The sequence below is a fragment of the Aeromonas sp. S11(2024) genome (assembly GCF_041402345.1).
GTDB classification, from domain to species: domain Bacteria; phylum Pseudomonadota; class Gammaproteobacteria; order Enterobacterales; family Aeromonadaceae; genus Aeromonas; species Aeromonas veronii.
In genome coordinates this window covers 131,673-151,257 of sequence record NZ_JBGLRC010000006.1, presented here as the reverse complement: position 1 = coordinate 151,257, position 19,585 = coordinate 131,673, and the positions used below count along the sequence as shown (strand labels likewise).

General features: G+C 57.6%; 21 protein-coding genes. 3 read left to right on the top strand and 18 right to left on the bottom strand.

The features are described from left to right. Positions 1-27: 27 nt before the first annotated feature. The 6 genes from ispH to murJ form a co-directional block, all read right to left on the bottom strand. Positions 28-963, bottom strand: a complete 936-nt coding sequence (ispH, locus tag ACB040_RS07895) for a 4-hydroxy-3-methylbut-2-enyl diphosphate reductase (RefSeq protein ID WP_371154069.1) — start codon at positions 961-963, stop codon at positions 28-30. Then, the gene (gene fkpB, locus ACB040_RS07890; protein ID WP_005341354.1) at positions 963-1,415 is read right to left on the bottom strand and encodes an FKBP-type peptidyl-prolyl cis-trans isomerase; all 453 of its coding nucleotides are present in this window, start codon (positions 1,413-1,415) and stop codon (positions 963-965) included. The genes ispH and fkpB overlap by 1 nt, the downstream gene beginning before the upstream one ends. Next, positions 1,412-1,909: a signal peptidase II gene (gene lspA / locus ACB040_RS07885; RefSeq protein WP_005340447.1), complete on the bottom strand. Its 498-nt coding sequence runs from the start codon at positions 1,907-1,909 to the stop codon at positions 1,412-1,414. Before lspA ends, fkpB begins: the two co-directional genes overlap by 4 nt. Then, a complete protein-coding gene (gene ileS, locus ACB040_RS07880) occupies positions 1,909-4,770 on the bottom strand; it encodes an isoleucine--tRNA ligase (protein WP_371154066.1) in 2,862 nt (953 codons plus the stop codon). Before ileS ends, lspA begins: the two co-directional genes overlap by 1 nt. Further along, positions 4,770-5,744 carry a bifunctional riboflavin kinase/FAD synthetase gene (gene ribF / locus ACB040_RS07875; protein ID WP_371154098.1) on the bottom strand — a complete coding sequence of 325 codons (975 nt, stop codon included), beginning with the start codon at positions 5,742-5,744 and terminating at the stop codon, positions 4,770-4,772. Before ribF ends, ileS begins: the two co-directional genes overlap by 1 nt. A gap of 155 nt (positions 5,745-5,899) precedes the next feature. After that, complete coding sequence (gene murJ, locus ACB040_RS07870; protein ID WP_338772579.1) at positions 5,900-7,462, bottom strand: murein biosynthesis integral membrane protein MurJ; 1,563 nt, start codon at positions 7,460-7,462, stop codon at positions 5,900-5,902. Between the two features lie 191 nt (positions 7,463-7,653). Between murJ and rpsT the strand changes: the two genes are divergently transcribed. After that, positions 7,654-7,917, top strand: coding sequence for a 30S ribosomal protein S20 (gene rpsT / locus ACB040_RS07865; RefSeq protein ID WP_005308808.1), 264 nt, complete (start codon positions 7,654-7,656; stop codon positions 7,915-7,917). A gap of 49 nt (positions 7,918-7,966) precedes the next feature. On the opposite strand, the gene ACB040_RS07860 is transcribed toward rpsT, so the two are convergent. From ACB040_RS07860 to rppH, 8 genes are all read right to left on the bottom strand, one after another. Beyond that, positions 7,967-8,269 carry a metalloregulator ArsR/SmtB family transcription factor gene (locus tag ACB040_RS07860; RefSeq protein ID WP_013724128.1) on the bottom strand — a complete coding sequence of 101 codons (303 nt, stop codon included), beginning with the start codon at positions 8,267-8,269 and terminating at the stop codon, positions 7,967-7,969. A 51-nt stretch (positions 8,270-8,320) separates the two neighbouring features. Further along, positions 8,321-9,253, bottom strand: coding sequence for a transcriptional activator NhaR (gene nhaR / locus ACB040_RS07855; RefSeq protein ID WP_005340434.1), 933 nt, complete (start codon positions 9,251-9,253; stop codon positions 8,321-8,323). Further along, entirely contained in the window at positions 9,240-9,647 is a 408-nt protein-coding gene (locus ACB040_RS07850; RefSeq protein WP_005348920.1) for a hypothetical protein, read from the bottom strand. Before ACB040_RS07850 ends, nhaR begins: the two co-directional genes overlap by 14 nt. After that, entirely contained in the window at positions 9,644-10,834 is a 1,191-nt protein-coding gene (gene nhaA, locus ACB040_RS07845; RefSeq protein ID WP_005358003.1) for a Na+/H+ antiporter NhaA, read from the bottom strand. The genes ACB040_RS07850 and nhaA overlap by 4 nt, the downstream gene beginning before the upstream one ends. A gap of 223 nt (positions 10,835-11,057) precedes the next feature. Continuing rightward, a complete protein-coding gene (gene thyA / locus ACB040_RS07840; RefSeq protein ID WP_005340427.1) occupies positions 11,058-11,852 on the bottom strand; it encodes a thymidylate synthase in 795 nt (264 codons plus the stop codon). Then, complete coding sequence (gene lgt, locus ACB040_RS07835; RefSeq protein ID WP_031227775.1) at positions 11,852-12,676, bottom strand: prolipoprotein diacylglyceryl transferase; 825 nt, start codon at positions 12,674-12,676, stop codon at positions 11,852-11,854. Before lgt ends, thyA begins: the two co-directional genes overlap by 1 nt. A 67-nt stretch (positions 12,677-12,743) precedes the next feature. Then, positions 12,744-15,023, bottom strand: coding sequence for a phosphoenolpyruvate--protein phosphotransferase (gene ptsP, locus ACB040_RS07830; RefSeq protein WP_279507405.1), 2,280 nt, complete (start codon positions 15,021-15,023; stop codon positions 12,744-12,746). Positions 15,024-15,037: 14 nt separating this feature from the next. After that, positions 15,038-15,565: an RNA pyrophosphohydrolase gene (gene rppH / locus ACB040_RS07825; RefSeq protein WP_005340421.1), complete on the bottom strand. Its 528-nt coding sequence runs from the start codon at positions 15,563-15,565 to the stop codon at positions 15,038-15,040. Between the two features lie 733 nt (positions 15,566-16,298). Here rppH and mutH point away from each other — a divergent pair. Then, on the top strand, positions 16,299-16,973 hold the full coding sequence (mutH, locus tag ACB040_RS07820; RefSeq protein WP_338772584.1) for a DNA mismatch repair endonuclease MutH: 675 nt from the start codon (positions 16,299-16,301) through the stop codon (positions 16,971-16,973). A gap of 80 nt (positions 16,974-17,053) precedes the next feature. Then, positions 17,054-17,377, top strand: coding sequence for an isoamylase early set domain-containing protein (locus ACB040_RS07815; RefSeq protein WP_005348910.1), 324 nt, complete (start codon positions 17,054-17,056; stop codon positions 17,375-17,377). Positions 17,378-17,485: 108 nt separating this feature from the next. Here ACB040_RS07815 and rplS read toward each other — a convergent pair whose 3' ends face one another. Genes rplS through rpsP form a run of 4 tightly spaced genes read right to left on the bottom strand, consistent with a single transcriptional unit; the run spans position 17,486 to position 19,444 of the window. Continuing rightward, positions 17,486-17,833, bottom strand: a complete 348-nt coding sequence (gene rplS / locus ACB040_RS07810; protein WP_005313505.1) for a 50S ribosomal protein L19 — start codon at positions 17,831-17,833, stop codon at positions 17,486-17,488. 32 nt (positions 17,834-17,865) lie between these two features. After that, positions 17,866-18,615 carry a tRNA (guanosine(37)-N1)-methyltransferase TrmD gene (trmD, locus tag ACB040_RS07805; protein WP_005340400.1) on the bottom strand — a complete coding sequence of 250 codons (750 nt, stop codon included), beginning with the start codon at positions 18,613-18,615 and terminating at the stop codon, positions 17,866-17,868. 34 nt (positions 18,616-18,649) lie between these two features. Continuing rightward, a complete protein-coding gene (rimM, locus tag ACB040_RS07800; protein WP_005340394.1) occupies positions 18,650-19,171 on the bottom strand; it encodes a ribosome maturation factor RimM in 522 nt (173 codons plus the stop codon). Between the two features lie 24 nt (positions 19,172-19,195). Continuing rightward, on the bottom strand, positions 19,196-19,444 hold the full coding sequence (gene rpsP / locus ACB040_RS07795) for a 30S ribosomal protein S16 (protein ID WP_005340392.1): 249 nt from the start codon (positions 19,442-19,444) through the stop codon (positions 19,196-19,198). Positions 19,445-19,585 lie beyond the last annotated feature (141 nt).

Below are 19,585 nucleotides of genomic sequence, written 5' to 3'. Positions count from 1 at the left end.
GCATCAGGCTCCAAAACCGGCACTCTTCTAGAGGATCCGCAGCTCGGGTGGTACCTCAAACACCACGTTCTCTTCACGGCCAGGATGCTCGGCGACCACCTTGCCTCCCAGCTCCCGCAGGCGGGCAATCACGTTTTGCACCAGCACCTCGGGGGCGGATGCGCCAGCGGTGACGCCAATCGCCTTCACGCTTTCCAGCCAGCTCGCCTCAATCATCGACGCATCGTCGATAAGATAGGCTCGGGCACCTACCTTTTCGGCCAGCTCGCGCAGACGGTTGGAGTTGGAGGAGTTACGCGACCCCACCACCAACATGGCGTCCACCAGCCCTGCCATCTCCCGCACAGCATCCTGACGGTTCTGGGTGGCGTAGCAGATATCATCCTTGCGCGGCCCCTGGATCTTGGGGAAGTGCTTGCGCAGCGCATCGATAACATCAGAGGTCTCGTCCACGCTCAGGGTAGTCTGGGTGACGAAGCAGAGGTCATCCGGATTCTTTACCTGGAGCTTGGCCACATCTTCCGGTGTTTCTACCAGATACATGCCGCCTTCGCGATTCTCGTACTGCCCCATGGTCCCGATCACCTCGGGGTGACCGGCGTGGCCGATGAGCACAGCCTCGGAGCCCTTGCGGCTGGCGCGATGAACCTCCATGTGCACCTTGGTCACCAGCGGACAGGTGGCATCGAATACCTTGAGGGCTCGGGACTTGGCCATCTCGCGCACTGTCTTGGCCACACCGTGGGCAGAGAAGATGACGATGCTGTCGTCCGGCACCTCGTCCAGCTCCTCGACGAAGACGGCACCCGCATCTTTCAGCTTGTTCACCACATAGCGGTTATGCACCACTTCGTGGCGGACATAGATGGGGGCACCGAACTTCTCCAACGCGCTCTCGACAATGCTGATGGCGCGATCGACACCGGCGCAAAAACCGCGAGGGTTAGCGAGCAGAATATCCATTAATGCACCTTCTCCTCATCATCAACGCCCAGGATCTCCACCTCGAAGGTGACGGTATGACCGGCCAGCGGGTGGTTGAAATCGACCGTCACCGACATCCCGGCTACCGCCCGGATAATGCCCGGCAGCTCGCTGCCATTGGGCTGATCGAACAGGATGATGGTGCCGACTTTTGGCTCCACATCGGCGCCAAATTTGGCACGGTCGAGATGGTAGATGTTGTCGGGATTGGAGAGACCAAAGGCCTCTTCCGGCGCCAGAGTAAAACTCTTGCTCTCCCCTTCGCTCAGCCCCAACAGGCACTGCTCGAAGGTGGGGGTCAGGCTGCCATCGCCCATCCGCAGGCGGGCAGGTTTGCCGTGCAGCGCCGTGCTGTCGGCAACCGAGCCATCTTCCAACTTGATGGAGAAGTGGAACAGCACGCTGCTGTTAGCGGTGATCTGCTGGCTCATGCCTGCTCCTTTTTCTCACCACGGAAACCGTCCAGCACGATCATGGCGGCCCCGATAAAGATAAAGCTGTCGGCCAGATTAAATGCCGGCCAATGCGCACGCTGCCAGTAGAAGTCGAGAAAATCGACCACATGGCCCAACACCAGTCGATCAAAGACGTTGCCGAGGGCGCCGCCGATGATGAGTGAATAGGCGATACCGCTCCAACGCTGGGTCACCGACTGCTTGCGCAGCCAGTGGATCAGCAATCCACAGATGGCAAAAGCCAGCACCGCGAAGAACCAGCGCTGCCAACCCCCCTGATCAGCCAGAAAGCTGAATGCGGCGCCCTTGTTGTAGACGTGAACCAGATTGAAGAAGGGGGTGATCTCCACCCCCGGGTAACCAAATGGCAGCAACTTGACCACGGCGAGCTTGCTCGCCTGGTCCAGTACAAAGGCCAGCACTGCCAGCCACAGCCAACGCAGGCCGCTTTTATGTTGAGTCATGTTCATCAGGCAAATTGACGCGTTTCGCCGTCACCCTCAACGTTGGTCACACAGCGACCACAGATCTCTTCGTGACCCGCGATAGTGCCCACATCTTCTACATGGTGCCAGCAGCGGTCGCACTTGGCGGCGGCAGACTGGGTCACGCTCAGCCACAGGTCATCACGCTCGGTCGCCACAGAGCCTTCCGGCGCAGTGTCAGCCTCAACAACCTTGGCCTTGGAGGTGAGCAGCACGAAGCGCAGCTCATCAGCCAGGGCATTCAGGCGTGCAGCCAGCTCCGGCTTGGCGAACAGGGTCAGCTCGGCCTGCAGGGAGCCGCCGATGCGCTTCTCACCACGAGCCACTTCCAGCGCCTTGTTCACTTCACCGCGCACGGTGAGGATCTCGGCCCAGAACTCGTCGTTGAGGGTTTCACCCGCTTCCAGCCCGAACAGGCCGTCGTACCACTCTTCGGTGAAGACGAACTCGCCGCGCTCACCCGGCAGCAGGGCCCAGATTTCATCAGCGGTGAAGCTCATGATCGGCGCCATCCAGCGCACCATGGCCTCGGCGATGTGATAGAGGGCGGTCTGGCAAGAACGACGGGCCAGGCTGTCAGCCTTGGCGGTGTACTGGCGATCCTTGATGACGTCCAGATAGAAGGAGCCCATCTCGATGGAGCAGAACTGCATCAGCTTCTGGGTTACACCGTGGAAGTTGTACTCGTCGAATGCCGCCATGATCTCGGCCTGTACCGCTTTGGCACGACCCACAGCCCAGCGATCCACCACCACCATGTCGGCAGGTGCCACCATGTCGGTCGCCGGATTGAAGCCGTTCAGGTTGGCCAGCAGGAAGCGGGCAGTGTTGCGAATACGACGATAAGCATCGGCAGAGCGCTTGAGGATCTCGTCGGAGACAGTCATCTCGCCGGTGTAGTCAGTGCTCGCTACCCACAGACGCAGGATGTCTGCCCCCAGCTTGTTCATTACGTCCTGCGGGCTCACCACGTTGCCGATGGACTTGGACATCTTGCGACCCTGACCATCAACAGTGAAACCGTGAGTCAGCACCTGGTTGTACGGAGCCTTGTCTTTCATGGCCACGCCGATCATCAGGGAGGACATGAACCAGCCACGGTGCTGGTCAGAACCTTCCAAATACATGTCGGCCGGCTTGCCGTTGAACTCGGGACGGGCATCAACCACGGAAGCGTGGGTAGAACCGGAGTCAAACCAGACGTCCAGAGTGTCAGGCACCTTGTCATACATGTCGGCATCGCTACCCAGCAGCTCGGCCTTGTCCAGATCCCACCATGCCTGAATACCGGACTGCTCGACCCGCTTGGCGACTTCGTGCATCAAGCGCACGGATTCCGGATGCAGTTCCTGGGTCTCTTTGTGGACGAACAGGGAGATGGGCACACCCCAGGTGCGCTGACGGGAGATACACCAGTCAGGACGGTTCTCGACCATCGCCTGAATGCGGTTTTTACCCCAGGCCGGTACCCAGCCGCTCTGGCCTTGCTGGGCAATGCCGTCCTTCTCGATGCGCTCGATCTCTTCCAGTGCGCGCTTGCGCAGACCCTTCTGCTCCATGCTGATGAACCACTGCGGGGTAGCACGGAAGATGATCGGGGTCTTGTGACGCCAGCAGTGCGGATAGGAGTGGTTGAACACCTTGTGATGCAGCAGGGCGCCGCGCTCGGTCAGCACTTCGATCACGGAGGCGTTGGCCTTGAACACATGCTGACCGGCAAACAGTTCGGTATCCGGCAGGTAAACACCGTTGCTGCCAACCGGGTTGGCCACTTCCAGACCGTACTTCTGACCGACCACGAAGTCTTCCTGACCGTGGCCAGGGGCAGTGTGTACGGCACCGGTACCGGCATCCAGGGTGACGTGATCACCCAGTACCACCGGCACGTCGAAGCTGTAGAAGGGGTGGTTGAAGCGCAGCAGCTCAAGCGCGGCGCCCTTGGCGTAACCCAGATTGTGGAACTTCTCGATACCGGCGCGATCCATCACATCCTTGACCAGCTCGGCGGCCAGGATCAGACGCTCGGGGTGCTCACCTTCAACCTGCACCAGCGCATAGTCGAGGTCGGCATGCATGGCGATAGCGCGGTTGGCCGGCAGGGTCCACGGAGTGGTGGTCCAGATCACCGCAGAGATCGGCCCCTTGCCGGTGTGGCCTTCGGCGCAGTCAAACTTGGCGGCAACGGTCGCCTCATCAACAGCCTTGAAGCGCACATCGATGGAGGGGGAGTTCTTGTCGTAGTACTCCACTTCGGCTTCAGCCAGCGCAGAACCGCAATCGGTACACCAGTGCACCGGCTTGGAACCTTTGTGCAGGTGGCCGTTTTCAACGATCTTGGCCATGGAGCGGATGATGTTGGCTTCGGTGCCAAAATCCATGGTCAGGTAGGGGTGTTCCCAGTCGCCCAGCACACCCAGACGGATGAAGTCGGTCTTCTGCGCTTCGATCTGGGTCTTGGCGTATTTGCGGCACTCGGCGCGGAATTCGGCAGCGGAAACCTTCTCGCCCGGCTTGCCGACCATGCCTTCCACTTTCAGTTCGATAGGCAGACCGTGGCAATCCCAACCCGGCACATAGGGGGAATCGAAACCGGAGAGGCCCTTGGACTTGATGATGATGTCTTTGAGGATCTTGTTGACCGAGTGACCGATGTGAATGTTGCCGTTCGCATAGGGGGGGCCATCATGCAGAATGAAAGAAGGCTTGCCCGCTTTGGCGCGGCGAATAGCGCCGTAGAGATCCTGATCGTACCAACGTTTCAGCATGTTGGGTTCGCGCTTGGCCAGATCGCCACGCATCGGAAACTCGGTTTCCGGAAGATTCAGGGTGTGTTTATAGTCGCTCATCAGTCCTGGGTTCCCTTCTTTTCTAAAAGAGTGCTGGGTAAATTGAATTGTGGCAGCCCGAACCAGGCTCGGGCCGCCAGGGCATCTCGTTCGATCTGCTCTTTCAAGGCAGTGAAAGAGGCAAACTTCTGCTCTTCGCGCAGCTTGTGGCGAAGCAGCACCTTGACCTGCTGACCATATAGATCACCAGAAAAATCAAATAGATGTACTTCCAATCTGGCTTGTGTACCGCTCAAGGTTGGCCGTACACCCACATTGGCTACACCGGGGAAGGTCTTGCCGGAACATATCACTTCCACCGCAAACACGCCACCGACCGGGATCACCTGACGCTTGAGGGCCAGATTGGCGGTGGGAAAACCTATGGTGCGCCCCAGCTTGTCGCCGTGGGCCACCCGGCCGCTGATGGTGTAGGGGCGGCCAAGCATCAGCTCCACCTCCTCCAACCGGCCCGACTTGAGGGCTTCACGCACCAGGGTGCTGCTGACCCGCTGCCGTTCGAGCTGGAAGCTCTGGGTGCTGATCACCTCGAAGCCGAAGCGATGACCCGCCTCCTCCAGCAGGTGGAAGTCACCTTCCCGCCCCTTGCCGAAGCGAAAATCGTCGCCGACCACCAGGTAGCGCACCCCGAGCTTTTCCACCAGCAACTGCTCGATGAAGGTCGAGGCTGCCTGCTCGGCAAAGCGGTGGCTGAAGCGCACGCAGAGCATGCGATCGATATGCAGCCCCTGCAGCGCTTCATACTTCTCGCGCAAGCGGCTCAGGCGCGCCGGCGCCTCGCTACCGGCAAACAGCTCCAGCGGCTGCGGTTCAAACAGCATGACGCAGGCGGGCAATCCCAGCTGGGCCGCTTTCTCCTTGAGACGTGCCAATACCGCATGGTGACCCTGATGAACCCCATCAAAGTTGCCAATGGTTAATACACATCCCCGGTGACGGGGCTTGAGATTGTGAATGCCGCGAATAAGCTCCATCAGTGCCTTGTGCGTTGCTGCCATGGAAATCGGCGGATTATATATCAGGCAGCAGGCATGGTCAGCCCTCATAGCCTGATTTCAACTATCCGGGCCCAAGCCCGCCCATCTGCGGCGCCATGAGGCACTATCCCCATGGCGCCGCAGGATCACGGCTACTGCTGCCCCGATTTAAGGTGACGCGGCCGAATGCCCAGCAGCAGCAACACCACGGCATAGACCGCAGCCCCCAGCGACAGCAGCATGGTCAGCTGCAAACTGGCCTTGCCCATGCTCCATGCGCCCCACTGGGCCAGATCCGGCGACAGATAGGCGAGCACGCCTCCCATCAGCACGCTGGCGACCAGCAGCTTGAGGCAGAACACGCCGGTATGACGGGAGGGATGATAGACGCTCTGCTGGTACAACCCTTTGAACAGCAAAGCCGCATTCAGAGTACCCGAGCAGGCGGTCGAGAGCGCCAATCCCACGTAACCGAGCGGGTAGATGAAGATGAGGTTGCAGACCATGTTGGCAATCATCGACATCACCCCGATCCGCACCGGCGTTTTGGTGTCCTGACGGGCGTAGTAACCGGGCGCCAGCACCTTGATCAGCATCAGGGAGAGCAGACCGGTAGTGGAGGCCAGCAGGCTGGCGCTCGACATGCTCACTTCATGCAGGCCAAATTCGCCGCGCATGAACAGCACCCGCAAAATGGGCTCGCGCATGACCGCAATGCCTATCATGGCGGGCAGGCCGAGCAGCATCACCATCCGCACCCCCCAATCCATGGTGCGGGAGAAGTCCGCCGGATCGGCATCCACATGCTTCTTGGCCAGCGCAGGCAGGATCACGGTACTGATGGCTACCGCAAACAGCCCGAGGGGGAACTCCAGCAGGCGATCCGAGTAGTAGAGATAGCTGATGGCACCGGTCGCCAGGAAGGAGGCGAGCATAGTGTTGACCAACAGGTTGATCTGGCTGACCGATACCCCGAACAGGGCGGGGATCATCAGGGTGCGGATCTTCACCACCCCCGGGTGATTCCATCCCCACTTGGGCCATACCAGCATGTTGATTTGGCGCAAAAAGGGGTACTGGAACAAAAACTGCACCAAACCGCCCAAAAAGACACCAATCGCCAGCGAGATCTCAGGTTTGTCCATCAGTGGCGCAATCCACCAGGCCGCCGCAATCATGGTGATGTTGAGAAACACCGGCGTAAACGACGAGACCGCAAAGCGGCCGAAGGTGTTGAGGATAGCCCCCGCCATGGCGGTAAAGGTGATGAACCAGAGGTAAGGGAAGGTGATTTTGAGCATCAGACTGGCGAGCTCGAACTTCTCGGCCGCAGGGCCGCCGTGCAGCCAGTCCCAGAACCAGCCCCAGCCAAACAGCGCGGTCAGCACACCCGAACCGAGCACACCAAGCAGGGTGACCACAGTCACTATCCCCCCCAGCGTGCCCGCTACCGCCGCCAGCAATTCACGCACCTCCCCCTCGTCGCCATTTTTCTTGTACTCCGTCATCACGGGAACAAAGGCCTGGTTGAAGGCACCTTCGGCGAACAGACGACGCAGAAAGTTGGGAATGCGATTGGCAAAAAAGAAGACGTCGGCGGCCACCCCGGCACCGAGCAGATTTGCGATGACCACATCGCGAACCAAGCCCATTACGCGGGATGCCAGCGTCATTCCGGACACTATCATGCCGGATTTGATCAATTTCTTACTCAAGACGAGGCCTCTGGAACTGTCAGAATGAAAAGAATGCTGCTAGAATCGGCCGACAGTTTAACCGTCTCCCTACTGACACACCACCGGGAGGCGGTGTTTATTTGCACAAATCATTTGACAATATGTGGTTGGAAAGGCATATTTCCGGGCCTTTTCAATACACTCGCTAAGACAGTTTTAGGAGTTTTACCTTGGCTAACATCAAATCTGCTAAGAAGCGCGCTCTTCAGTCAGAAAAACGCCGTCAGCACAACGCCAGCCGTCGTTCCATGACCCGTACCTACCTGAAGAAAGTCATTGCTGCTATCGCCTCTGGCGACAAAGCTGCTGCGACTGCCGCTTTCGCTGTTGCTCAGCCGATCATGGATCGTATGGCGACCAAAGGCCTGATCCACAAGAACAAAGCTGCTCGTCACAAGAGCCGCCTGTCTGCCCAGATCAAAGCTATGGCTTAATCAGCTTCTGCTGATCAAAGCTGAAAAAACCGGCCTTAGTGCCGGTTTTTTATTTATCTGCGCTGCAATAAAGTCGATGCAGCAAGCTGATCATTTCACGCACTTCATGGCTGCGCAGCGAATAGTAGACCGTCTGGGCCTCTTTGCGCGTCGTCACCAGCTCATCCCGCCGCAGCAGCGCCAGATGCTGTGACAAGGCCGACTGACTCAATCCCAATCGCTCGTTGAGCTCCCCCACCGACAGTTCGCGCTCCAGCAACTGGCACAGAATAAACAGTCGCCGTTCGTTAGCCAGCGCCTTGAGCAAGGCCACTGCTTTACTCGCATTGGCTTCCATCTCTTCAAGTTGCATCACATCTCTCCTCTACCACTCATCGCCGATGATACGTGGTGACGGGCCGTTTTAAAACGACAGGGTGGCCGGCTGGATGGCGGAGAAGTTCTCCTGGCCGGAAAAGAGAAAGGTAAAATCGCTCTCGCAGACCCGCTTCACCGCCGGATGCTGGATCATCCGCTCGGCGAAGATGACGTAATACTCCTCCATCAGATCCTGGGTTTCCCCGATCAGCATCACCCCCTCCCCCTCGAGGATCTCCTCCCGATAGATGGTCGGCGCCATGAAGATGCCCTGATTGAAGAAGCCAAACGCCTTCATCAAGGCGGCATCATCAAACTCGCCAAGAATGCTGGGAGAAACCCCCTGCTGTTCGAACCACTGGGTTAGCTGACGCCCCATGGCGGTACGGCGACCGGGGATCAGCAGCTTGCGCTCCTCCAGACAGGCGGGAAAGGGCTTTTCGGGCAATGGCGCCTTGCAGAAGAAGCTGACGCCACAGCCGCCCAGCCGTTTGGAGAGCAATCCAGCATGCTGGCTGGAATCTACCGGACAGTCGGAGAGGATCATATCGAGCTTGTGCTCGCTCAGCTGCTCCAGCAGCAGTTCGTGGGTTGATTCGAAACAGCGCAGATGGATGGAACCATCATTGGGGATGACAGAGAGCAGCACACGGCTGGCAAGGCGCTTGGAGAGGGCATCGGCGATGCCGACGTCAAACAGGATCTGGCTCTCCTTGCGGTAGTTGACGATATCGAGCATCTCGTAGGAGAGGCTGAACATCTTGTCGGCATAACGAAACACCAGTTGACCCAGCTCGGTCGCCTCAAGGGAGCGCCCCTTGCGTTTGAGCAGCTTGCCACCGAGGCGCTGCTCCAGCAGCTTGATCTGGCCGGTGACGGTTTGCGGGGTCAAAAAAAGGGCTTCCGCTGCCTGGGTAACGGAGCCCTTCTTCTGAGTCATCCAGAAATAGTAGAGATGGTTGTAGTTAAGGTGTGACATCCGATGGGGTTCCCGCTTGACGCGGACTCCGGTAGCAGCTGAGTTCAACCGCCAGAATGTCATACATGTCGCTAACCGAGTCAACCTTGTTCGCGCCAAACTGCTCCATCAGACTGGCCTTGAGGCGTGCCTTGTCAGGCATCCGGTCAGCGCAATAACGCTTGTTGGAACGCTTTACCATCTCGCCAGCCCGGCTGCTCAGTGCCCGCTCGGAGAAGGTTTCGCCAAAGCGCGCCTTGGCCTGCTTGTCCCCCAGCAGCAGGGCGCTGTCTACCACCCCGTTGAGATAGGCAGAGCAGTTCGCCGAAGTGGCGTCCTGCTTGCAATCCTCCAGCCCGCCGGCCCATGCCGCGGGGCTCAACAACAGCATCAACAACCCTGTATGCAGCTTCATAGTCCCTCCGTACTCTGTTCCCCTTCACCCTTGGGAAGGGCCATGCGCAAGGCCAGATAGCCGACTACCGCCGCCATGGTGGAGCCCACCAGGATCCCGAGGCGAGAGTAGCTGCCGTAATCCAGCCCACCGTGCTCGAAGGCGAGAGACGCGATAAACATCGACATGGTGAACCCGATGCCACAGAGGATGCTGACCGCAAAAATCTGCTTGAAGTTGACCCCGGGCGGCAACTGGGCGATGCCCAGCTTGACCGACAGCCAGCTGATGGTGAACACCCCGAGCGGCTTGCCGATAAACAGCCCCAGCATGATCCCCATCGGCACCGGACTCAGCAGGGAGGAGAGACCAATCCCTTCCAGCGATACCCCCGCGTTGGCAAAGGCAAACAGCGGCAGGATCAGATAGGCACTCCAGGGGTGCAACTTGTGCTCCAGATACTTGAGCGGCGAGGCGTAGCGCTTGCCGTTAAGCGGGACCATAAAACCGACTACCACACCGGCCAGGGTCGCATGGACGCCAGACTTGAGCACAGCAACCCAGAGCACCAGACCAACCAGCATGTAGAGGCTGATCCTGTCCTCACCACGGCGATTCATCCAAAGCAAGGTGAGGGTTGCCAGAATACCGATGGCCAGCGCCTCAAGCGACAACTGCTGGGTATAGAAAAGCGCGATGATGATGATGACGCCAAGGTCATCCATGATGGCCAGCGCCAACAGGAATACCTTGAGGCTCACCGGCACCCGCTTGCCGAGCAGCGCCATCACCCCGAGGGCAAAGGCGATATCGGTCGCAGCCGGAATTGCCCAGCCAGCGCGCGCCACTTCATCCGAATAGTTGAAAAAGGCGTAGATCAAGGCCGGAGCCAGCATGCCGCCCACCGCCGCAATAGCCGGAAAAGTCGCTTGCACCCGAGAGGAGAGCGCCCCTTCCAGCATTTCACGCTTCACTTCCAGACCAACCAGCAGGAAGAAGATCGCCATAAAGCCATCGTTGATCCAGAGCAGCAGCGGCTTGTTGATGTCGAGAGCCGCGATGCGCACCTGCACCGGCGTGTCGAGAAACGCCTGATACCCGCCAGCCAGCGCGGTATTGGCCAAAATCATTGCCAGCATGGCAGCCATGATCAGAATAATTCCGGAGGCGGCCTCCAGCTTCAGGAACTTTTTGATTACGTCACTCATGGTTAAATTTTCCACCGTATTGCTTTGGTTTGAGTCTATCCCTTGCAACAACCAATGGAAAATCGTTTCTTGCTGCTCAATACAACGAAAAAACCGAAAGCAAAATAGAACATACCTGCTATAAGCAGGTTTTTCCTCGTCTCTGGCTACCGTCTTATTAATCAATAAAATGAATTTTCAATTATTTAACTGCATAAAAAAGGCGCCCTGAGGCGCCTTGCTATCAGATGGCGACGGGCGCCTTGATGCCGGGATGGGGGTCATAACCCTCGATCTCGAAATCCTCGAACTTGTAATCGAAGATTGAGTCAGGTTTGCGCTTGATCACCAGGGTCGGCAGCGGGCGCGGCTCGCGGGAGAGCTGCAGAGCAGTCTGCTCCATGTGGTTGGAGTAGAGGTGCACATCACCGCCAGTCCAGACAAAGTCACCCACTTCCAGATTGCACTGCTGGGCCATCATGTGGGTCAGCAGGGCGTAGCTGGCGATGTTGAACGGCAGGCCGAGGAACACATCACAACTGCGCTGGTAGAGCTGGCAGGAGAGCTTGCCGTCCGCCACATAGAACTGGAAGAAGGCGTGGCAGGGAGCCAGCGCCATCTTGTCCAGCTCGCCCACGTTCCAGGCGGAGACGATGATGCGGCGCGAATCCGGGTTGTGCTTGATGTCATCCACCGCCTTCTGGATCTGGTCGATGACAGACCCGTCAGCCGCAGGCCAGGAGCGCCACTGCGCGCCGTAAACCGGCCCCAGATCGCCATTCTCGTCGGCCCACTCATCCCAGATGCTGACGCCGTTTTCCTTCAGATAGGCGGTATTGGTATCCCCATTGAGGAACCAGAGCAGCTCGTGAATGATGGAGCGCAGGTGGCACTTCTTGGTGGTCACCAGCGGGAAACCTTCCGCCAGATTGAAGCGCATCTGATGGCCGAACAGGGAGACAGTACCGGTGCCGGTACGGTCTGACTTGACGGTGCCCTCATCGAGGATTTTCTGCATCAGGTCGAGATAAGCTCGCATTATTTCGCCTCCTTCACGGCATTACCGAACAACTGCGGACGCTTGTAGGCGGCCCAGATCATCAGGGCACCGGCGATAATCATCGGGGTGGAGAGGATCTGGCCCATGCTGATCTCCTGGAAGTAGAGACCGAGCTGGCTATCCGGCTGGCGCACAAACTCCACCAGGAAGCGGAACAGACCGTAGAACAGCAGGAACATGCCGGAGATGGCGCCGCGCGGCGGATTCTTGCGCCAGAACAGGTTGAGGATGATGAACAGCACCACCCCTTCCAGCGCGAACTGGTAGAGCTGGGAGGGATGACGCGGCTCGGGGCCGGCCTCCGGGAAGATGATGGCCCAGGGCACATCGGTGACCCGGCCCCACAGCTCGCCGTTGAGGAAGTTGCCGATCCGGCCAACGCCGAGACCGAACGGAATGAGCGGTGCCACAAAGTCGGCCACGGTGAAGAAGTGGCGCTTGGTCTTGTGAGCAAACCAGATCATCGCGGTGATAACCCCGATCAGGCCACCGTGGAACGACATGCCACCGGTCCAGATCTTGAACAGATAGGTGGGATCCGCGAGGAAGAGATCGAAGTTGTAGAACAGCACGTAACCGACACGACCACCGAGGATCACCCCGAGGAAACCATAGAACAGCAGATCCGACACTTCGTTGCGGGTCCAGCCGCTGTTCGGTGCATCGGCGCGACGGCCAGCCAGCCACATGGCAAAAGCGAAACCGAACAGGTACATGAGACCATACCAGCGTACCGATAGTGGTCCCAAACTGAATGCTACGGGATCAATCTGCGAGAAAACCCAATATCCATCGTGCTGCATATGCGGCCCCAGTCAAAATAAAAGCCGCATTTTCCGATCATTCGTCAGCAGGGACAAGGCATGATTATCAATCACTCTGTTTCGATTTATGACCGGCTCGCAGCAAACCGCCCAAACCATGCTCCTCCAGATAGCGGGCAAACAGGCCGCGCAGTACGTGGGGGTTGTCATGTTTGAGGCCATCGGCCATCAGTTCGGTCAACTCGCTCAGGGTGGATTGACGCAGCACGTACTTGATCCGGGCGATGTTGTGGGTGTTCATACTGAAGCGGCGATAGCCCATGGCAAGCAACAGCAGCACACCGACCGGATCACCGGCCAACTCGCCACACACCGACACCGGCTTCTGGTAGCGATGGGAGGCATCAACCAGCTGTTGCAGGGCGCGGATCACCGCAGGATGGAAGGCATCATAGATGTTGGCAACCCGGGAATTGTTGCGATCTACCGCCAGCAGGTACTGGGTCAGGTCGTTACTGCCCACCGACCAGAAATCGATGAGCGGCGCCATCTCCGGCAAGATAAAGAGTGCTGAGGGCACCTCGATCATCACCCCGAGGCTGGGGTAGCGGATCACCGCATCGCGGCTTGCCGCCTCTTCTGACACCTCTCGCCACGCCTGATCCAGCAGACGACGAGAGGCTTTGATTTCGCTGACGCTGCTGATCATCGGCAGCATGATGGCCAGATTGTCCAGCCCTTCACTGGCCCGCAGCATCGCCTTGAGCTGCACCAGAAACAGTTCGGGGTGATCCAGAGTGATCCGGATCCCCCGCCAGCCAAGGAAGGGGTTTTCCTCGACGATGGGGAAATAGGGTAACGGTTTGTCGCCGCCCACATCCAGCGTCCGCATGCAGACCGGCCGGTTGCGGTAGGTCTCCAGAATGCCGCGATAGCGGGCGGTCTGCTCCCACTCGGAGGGGAAGCTCTCCTGCAGCATAAAGGGGATCTCGGTGCGATAGAGACCGACCCCGTCCGCCAGCTGGTTGAGGGAGATCTCGGTATCGGCGCTGAGACCGGCGTTGAGCAACAGGGAAACCTTGGTGCCGTCGGCCGTCTCGGATGGCAGGTTATCGATGCTGCGCACCAGGGTATCGAGCGCCCGTTCTTCGCTCAGCAGCTGACGATACTCGGTCAGTATCACCTGATTGGGCTCGATGAAGAGATCGCCGCTGTAGCCATCGACAACCAGCATGCGACCACCGATGTCACCTAGGGGCAGATCGACCCCCATGATGGCGGCGACCCCCATGGCGCGGGCCAGAATGGCCGCGTGGGAGTTGGTGCCCCCCTTGAGCGAGACCACGCCGGTCAGATACTCGCGGGGCACTTCCGCCAGAATGGTAGCAGTCACCTCGTCGGCAACCAGCACCACCGGCTCGCCGATGGAGATATGTTCCGGTTCATTCTGCACCAGTCGGCTGATCAGCCGCTGGGCAATATCCTTCACGTCGGTGGAGCGCTCCTGCAAGTAGGGATCCTTCATCCCCTTGAACTGCTCGATCAAGCGATCACTGATGAGCTTGACCGCAGAGACCGCAGTCCAGTGCTCCTTGCTCACCTTGTTGCGAATCGGCTTGATGTAGCCGGGATCGTTCAGCAGATGGAGGTAGATATCGAAGATCGCCACCGAATCTTGGCTGTAGCTCTCGCGAAAACGCAGCGCCAGACTCTCCAGATCGTGGCGCACCTCCTCAACCGCCAGCTCCAGCCGCGCCAGCTGGCTGGCATGGTCTTCATCCTTGCGCGGGGTAATGGACGAGAGCGCCTTACGGGGCCGCCACACCCAGGCCTTGGCCATGGCGATGCCGCTGGCACCGGCAATACCACGCAGTGGCTTGCTCCAGTCGGTCTTCTGCAACCACCCCTTGGCCTGCGCCTGGGCAATCCGCGCCGCCAGCTGGGCCGCCAGGGTGACCATGAAGGACTCTTCCCCCTCATCGAAGCGGCGACTCTCCTTCTGCTGCACCACCAGAATGCCGACCACCTGACGCTGATGCATGATGGGAGCGCCGAGGAAGGAGCGGAATGCCTCTTCGGCGACATCGGGCAGGAATTTGAAACTGGGATGCGCGGGGGCATCAGCCAGGTTGATCAGCTCTTCCCGCTGACCCACCAGACCGACGATGCCCTGCTCGTAAGGCAGGGTCACCTTGCCGACTGCGGACGGGGCCAAGCCGTCGGTAGCCGCCAGGCGATAGCGGCGCACCTCGGGTTCCGAGACATAGACGGAGCAGCAGTCCACTGCCATGGCGTGCCGGGTCTGGCTCACCAATGCCTGCAAGGCCTGCTCGAGGGTATTGGCCTCGGCCATGCTCTCGACGATACGTCTCAGTTCCGTTAACAACTAATCTGTGCTCCTTAACGGGCGCGGTTGCGCCGCCCATCTTTCTTGTTGACCTGCACTGCCGGCACTGGCATCGCCAGCGGGGCAAACTCTTTCATGACCCGGCGGTAAACCTCCCGCTTGAACGAGACGACCTGACGTACCGGGTACCAGAAGCTGACCCAACGCCAGTCGTCAAATTCGGGATGGCCATGACAGCCGAACTGGATCCGCGACTCCTTGCCCGAATTCAGCTGTAACAGGAACCATTTTTGTTTTTGGCCAATACAGACCGGTGAACTGTCCCAGCGGACAAGACGTTTGGGTAAACGGTATTTTAGCCAGTTACGACTGGTGGCCATGATGGTCACATCTTCGGGCTTGAGGCCAATCTCCTCATACAGCTCTCGATACATGGCCTGCTCTGGCGTTTCACCATCATCAACCCCCCCCTGCGGAAACTGCCAGGAGTGCTGCCCATAGCGTTTAGCCCACAACACTTGTCCTTCACGGTTACAGATCACGATACCGACATTGGGACGAAATCCGTCGCCATCAATCACGTGATCACCTTATAAAGGCTGAATCTATAAGGAGATTGTTCCACATTCACTCCGTGGCAGCAAACAAGGAGTGAATCCCCTGTTTCATGAATAACTTTCAATTTCAAACATACTTATAAACAAATCCAAGGATCCACGCCCCCAAGTTGCCCACCCAGGCTGTGCATAAAGCTGTTAGCAAACGGGTATATACAGTACTTTTTAACTGTACGCGAAAAGTGCCTCTCCGTATCACCACTCGGCACAAAATATAAAAAATCATTATTTTTTATAAACTTGAGATAAAACAACTGGATCTAGATCCATGTTCCACCAAGAGTCAGATCCATGATCCGGATTGTGAACAAGTTCAACTGCTCAAAGATCCACCGCGGCGAAATTATCCACAGGAGTGGCACAATATCTACCCCGTTTACCCGGTAAAAATGGGGGGGCATTCACAATTTTTTGTAACATATCAGCGACTCCAACCACTTTCATCCACTTATCCAAGATTTCTGTGGATAACTGTGTGTAACATCATGCACAAACCCTTGGACAACTATTTCGAGGTCAAACCAGACCTGGCTTACTGCTCGATAAAACAGACAAAATCCTTTAAAATCACAAGGATGAACTGATAGCCCCCAAATTCTCTGCATTTGATCTTATCCACTCAGGATCGGTTATAAAAACAGCGATCCTTCTCGGGATCCTCCCCTGTTAGAATATGGCGAGCAAGATGGAGCCAACTATGCCAAGCAATCCCCAATCCGAGCAGGAGTTATTGAGCCGCGCCTATGCCATGGCCGGCTTCACGCTGGCACAGCTGGCCGCCGAGGCTGGCGTTGTGGTGCCCAAAGACCTGCGCCGTGACAAGGGGTGGGTCGGCCAGTTGATCGAGCTGCAACTGGGGGCCAGCGCCGGGAGCAAGCCGGAGCAGGACTTCCCGGAGCTGGGGATCGAGCTCAAGACGATCCCCGTGGATCCTCAGGGCAAACCGCTGGAGACAACCTTCGTCTGCGTTGCCCCGCTGATCGGCGTCAGCGGCCAGCGCTGGGAGGAGTCCAACGTGCGCAACAAGCTCTCCCGGGTGCTCTGGATCCCGGTGGAAGGCAGTCGGGAGATCCCGGTTGGCGAGCGGCGGGTCGGTATGCCGCTGATGTGGAGCCCGAATGAAGAGGAAGATCGGCTACTGCGTCAGGACTGGGAGGAGCTGATGGACATGATAGTGCTGGGAGAAGTGGAGCAGATCAGCGCCCGCCACGGCCAGGTGATGCAACTGCGGCCCAAGGCGGCCAACAACAAGGCGCTGACTCGCGCTATCGGCCGCGATGGTCAACCCATCATGACCCTGCCCCGTGGCTTCTATCTCAAGATCGACTTTACCCACAGTTTGCTGCAACGCTATTTTGCCTTGCCGACTTGATCTGCCTTATCAACATCTTTGTCATATGGTGGTATAAAAATAGACAGGAGCCATTTTTAACTCACAGACAAGGAGGCGTCATGCCACTGATCAAACAGTTTTTAAAGTCCAAGCCCGAGGTCAAGGTGACCTTTGCCGTAGAGAAAGAGGCGGCTGCAGGAGCGGAACAGGTGATGCTGATCGGCGAATTCACCCAGTGGCAACCGGTCGAGCTGAAACGCATGAAGAGCGGCGAATTCAAAGCCACCCTCAATCTGCCGACCGACGGCCCGGGTTACTTCGAATATTGCTACCAGCTCATCACCCCGGCAGGGGAAACCCTCTACGAGAATGACTGGGCAGCAGACGACTATGTGCCAGGCCCCTTCGGGCGTGACAACTCGGTGGTGCGAGTGATCCAGTAATGGCAGCAAGATAACCAATTGACGGATACAAAAAAGGCTCGCCATTGGCGAGCCTTTTCACTACCTGTCGAGCTATTTGCCGACATACCGACACCAATTCGAATCGAATTAGTTGAGCTTCTCTTTGATACGAGCAGCTTTGCCGGACAGGTTGCGCAGGTAGTACAGTTTGGCGCGGCGAACATCACCACGACGCTTCAGTTCTACACTGTGGATCAGCGGAGAGTGAGTCTGGAATACACGCTCAACACCTTCGCCGTTGGAGATCTTGCGAACGGTGAAAGCAGAGTGCAGACCGCGGTTACGCTTGGCAATAACGATGCCTTCGAAAGCCTGCAGACGCTCTTTACCACCTTCTTTAACACGAACTTGAACACGTACAGTGTCGCCCTGGGCAAAAGCCGGGATGTCGGTACGCAGTTGCTCTTGTTCAAGCTGCTGAATAATCTTGCTCATTGTCTTTCCTTACCTAGGATAAACTGAAAACTCTACTTAACGCTGTCACGCACTTCGCGGACATACTCGGCAAGAAGTGATTCTTGCTCGTCAGTCAGAGCTAGGTTGTTAATAAGTTCCGGCCTTCTTTGCCAGGTTCGTCCGAGCGACTGCTTGAGACGCCAGCGTCGAATCACTTCGTGATTGCCGCTTGTCAGCGCCTCGGGCACCGCCAATCCATCCAACACCTCCGGCCGAGTGTAGTGGGGATGATCCAGCAAGCCATCCGTAAAGGAGTCTTGCTCGGCACTGGCCTGATCGCCCAAAACCCCGGGGACCAGACGCGAAACCGCATCGATCAGGGTCATGGCAGGCAACTCGCCACCACTTAACACGTAATCCCCGATAGACCACTCTTCGTCGACTTCGGTTTGTATCACGCGTTCATCGATACCTTCGTATCGACCGGCTACCAGAATCAGTTTCTGATTCGTCGCCAACTCGGTTACGCCCGCTTGAGTCAGCTTGCGTCCCTGAGGAGAGAGATAGATGACTTTCGCCCCGTCTCCCGCTGCTTGCTTGGCTGCATGAATCGCGTCACGCAGCGGCTGAACCATCATTAACATGCCGGGCCCACCACCATAAGGACGATCATCGACCGTACGGTGTTTGTCGTGGGTAAACTCCCGGGGGTTCCAGCACTCAATCTGCAGCAGGCCACTCTTGACGGCCCGACCCGTTACCCCGTGCTCGGTAATGGCTCGGAACATTTCAGGGAAGAGGCTAATGACCCCAATCCACATAAGAAACCTCCGGCACCCGTGTTAGCGCGGGAAACTAGAAACCAGGATCCCAATCAACTTCGATTGTTCGAGCAGTCAGATCAATATTCTTGATCACCTGCTCTTCCAGGAACGGAATCAACCGCTCCTTTGCACCAAAGGCATCTTTTACATTGGCCTCAACCACCAACACATCGTTGGAGCCGGTTTCCATCAATTCGGTCACCTTGCCCAGGTCGTATCCCTTGGTGGTCACCACGGAGCAACCAATCAGGTCACGCCAGTAGAACTCACCTTCAGGCAACGCAGGCAACAGATCGGCGGGTACGCCAATCTCGACATTGGTCAATGCCAGGGCATCTTCGCGCACATCGATACCATCGAGTTTGCAAATCAGACCCTTGTTGTGACGTTTCCAGGATGAAACCCGAATTTCACGCCACGCCCCGTTCTGATTAATCAGCCAGGGGTTGTAATCGAAAATCGCTTCGGCAACATCGGTGAAGGAGTTCACTTTAAGCCAGCCCTTGATGCCATAAACGGTACCCAGGGTGCCCAGAACTACAGGTTTTTCCACCTTAACTCCTTACCGTTGGGCTGATTAAGCAGCTTTTTTAGCGTCTTTGATCAGCTTGGCAACGCGGTCAGAAACAGCGGCACCAGTAGCAACCCAATGCTCGATACGAGCCAGGTCCAGGTTCAGCTTTTCAGCTTGACCAGCAGCAACCGGGTTGAAGAAACCAACGCGCTCGATGAAGCGACCGTCACGGGCGCAACGGCTGTCAGAAACTACTACCTGGTAGAACGGACGCTTTTTCGCGCCACCACGTTGTAAACGAATGGTTACCATATCGTCCTCATTAACATCTAATGAACAAGGCCCGCAAACACGCGGACCCTAGCTTAAAATAAGCCGCGTAATTCTACTTGGATTCGTAATAATTGCAACCAAGCCAGCCATTTTTTGCGCAGAGCGGCAATGAAAAGGGGC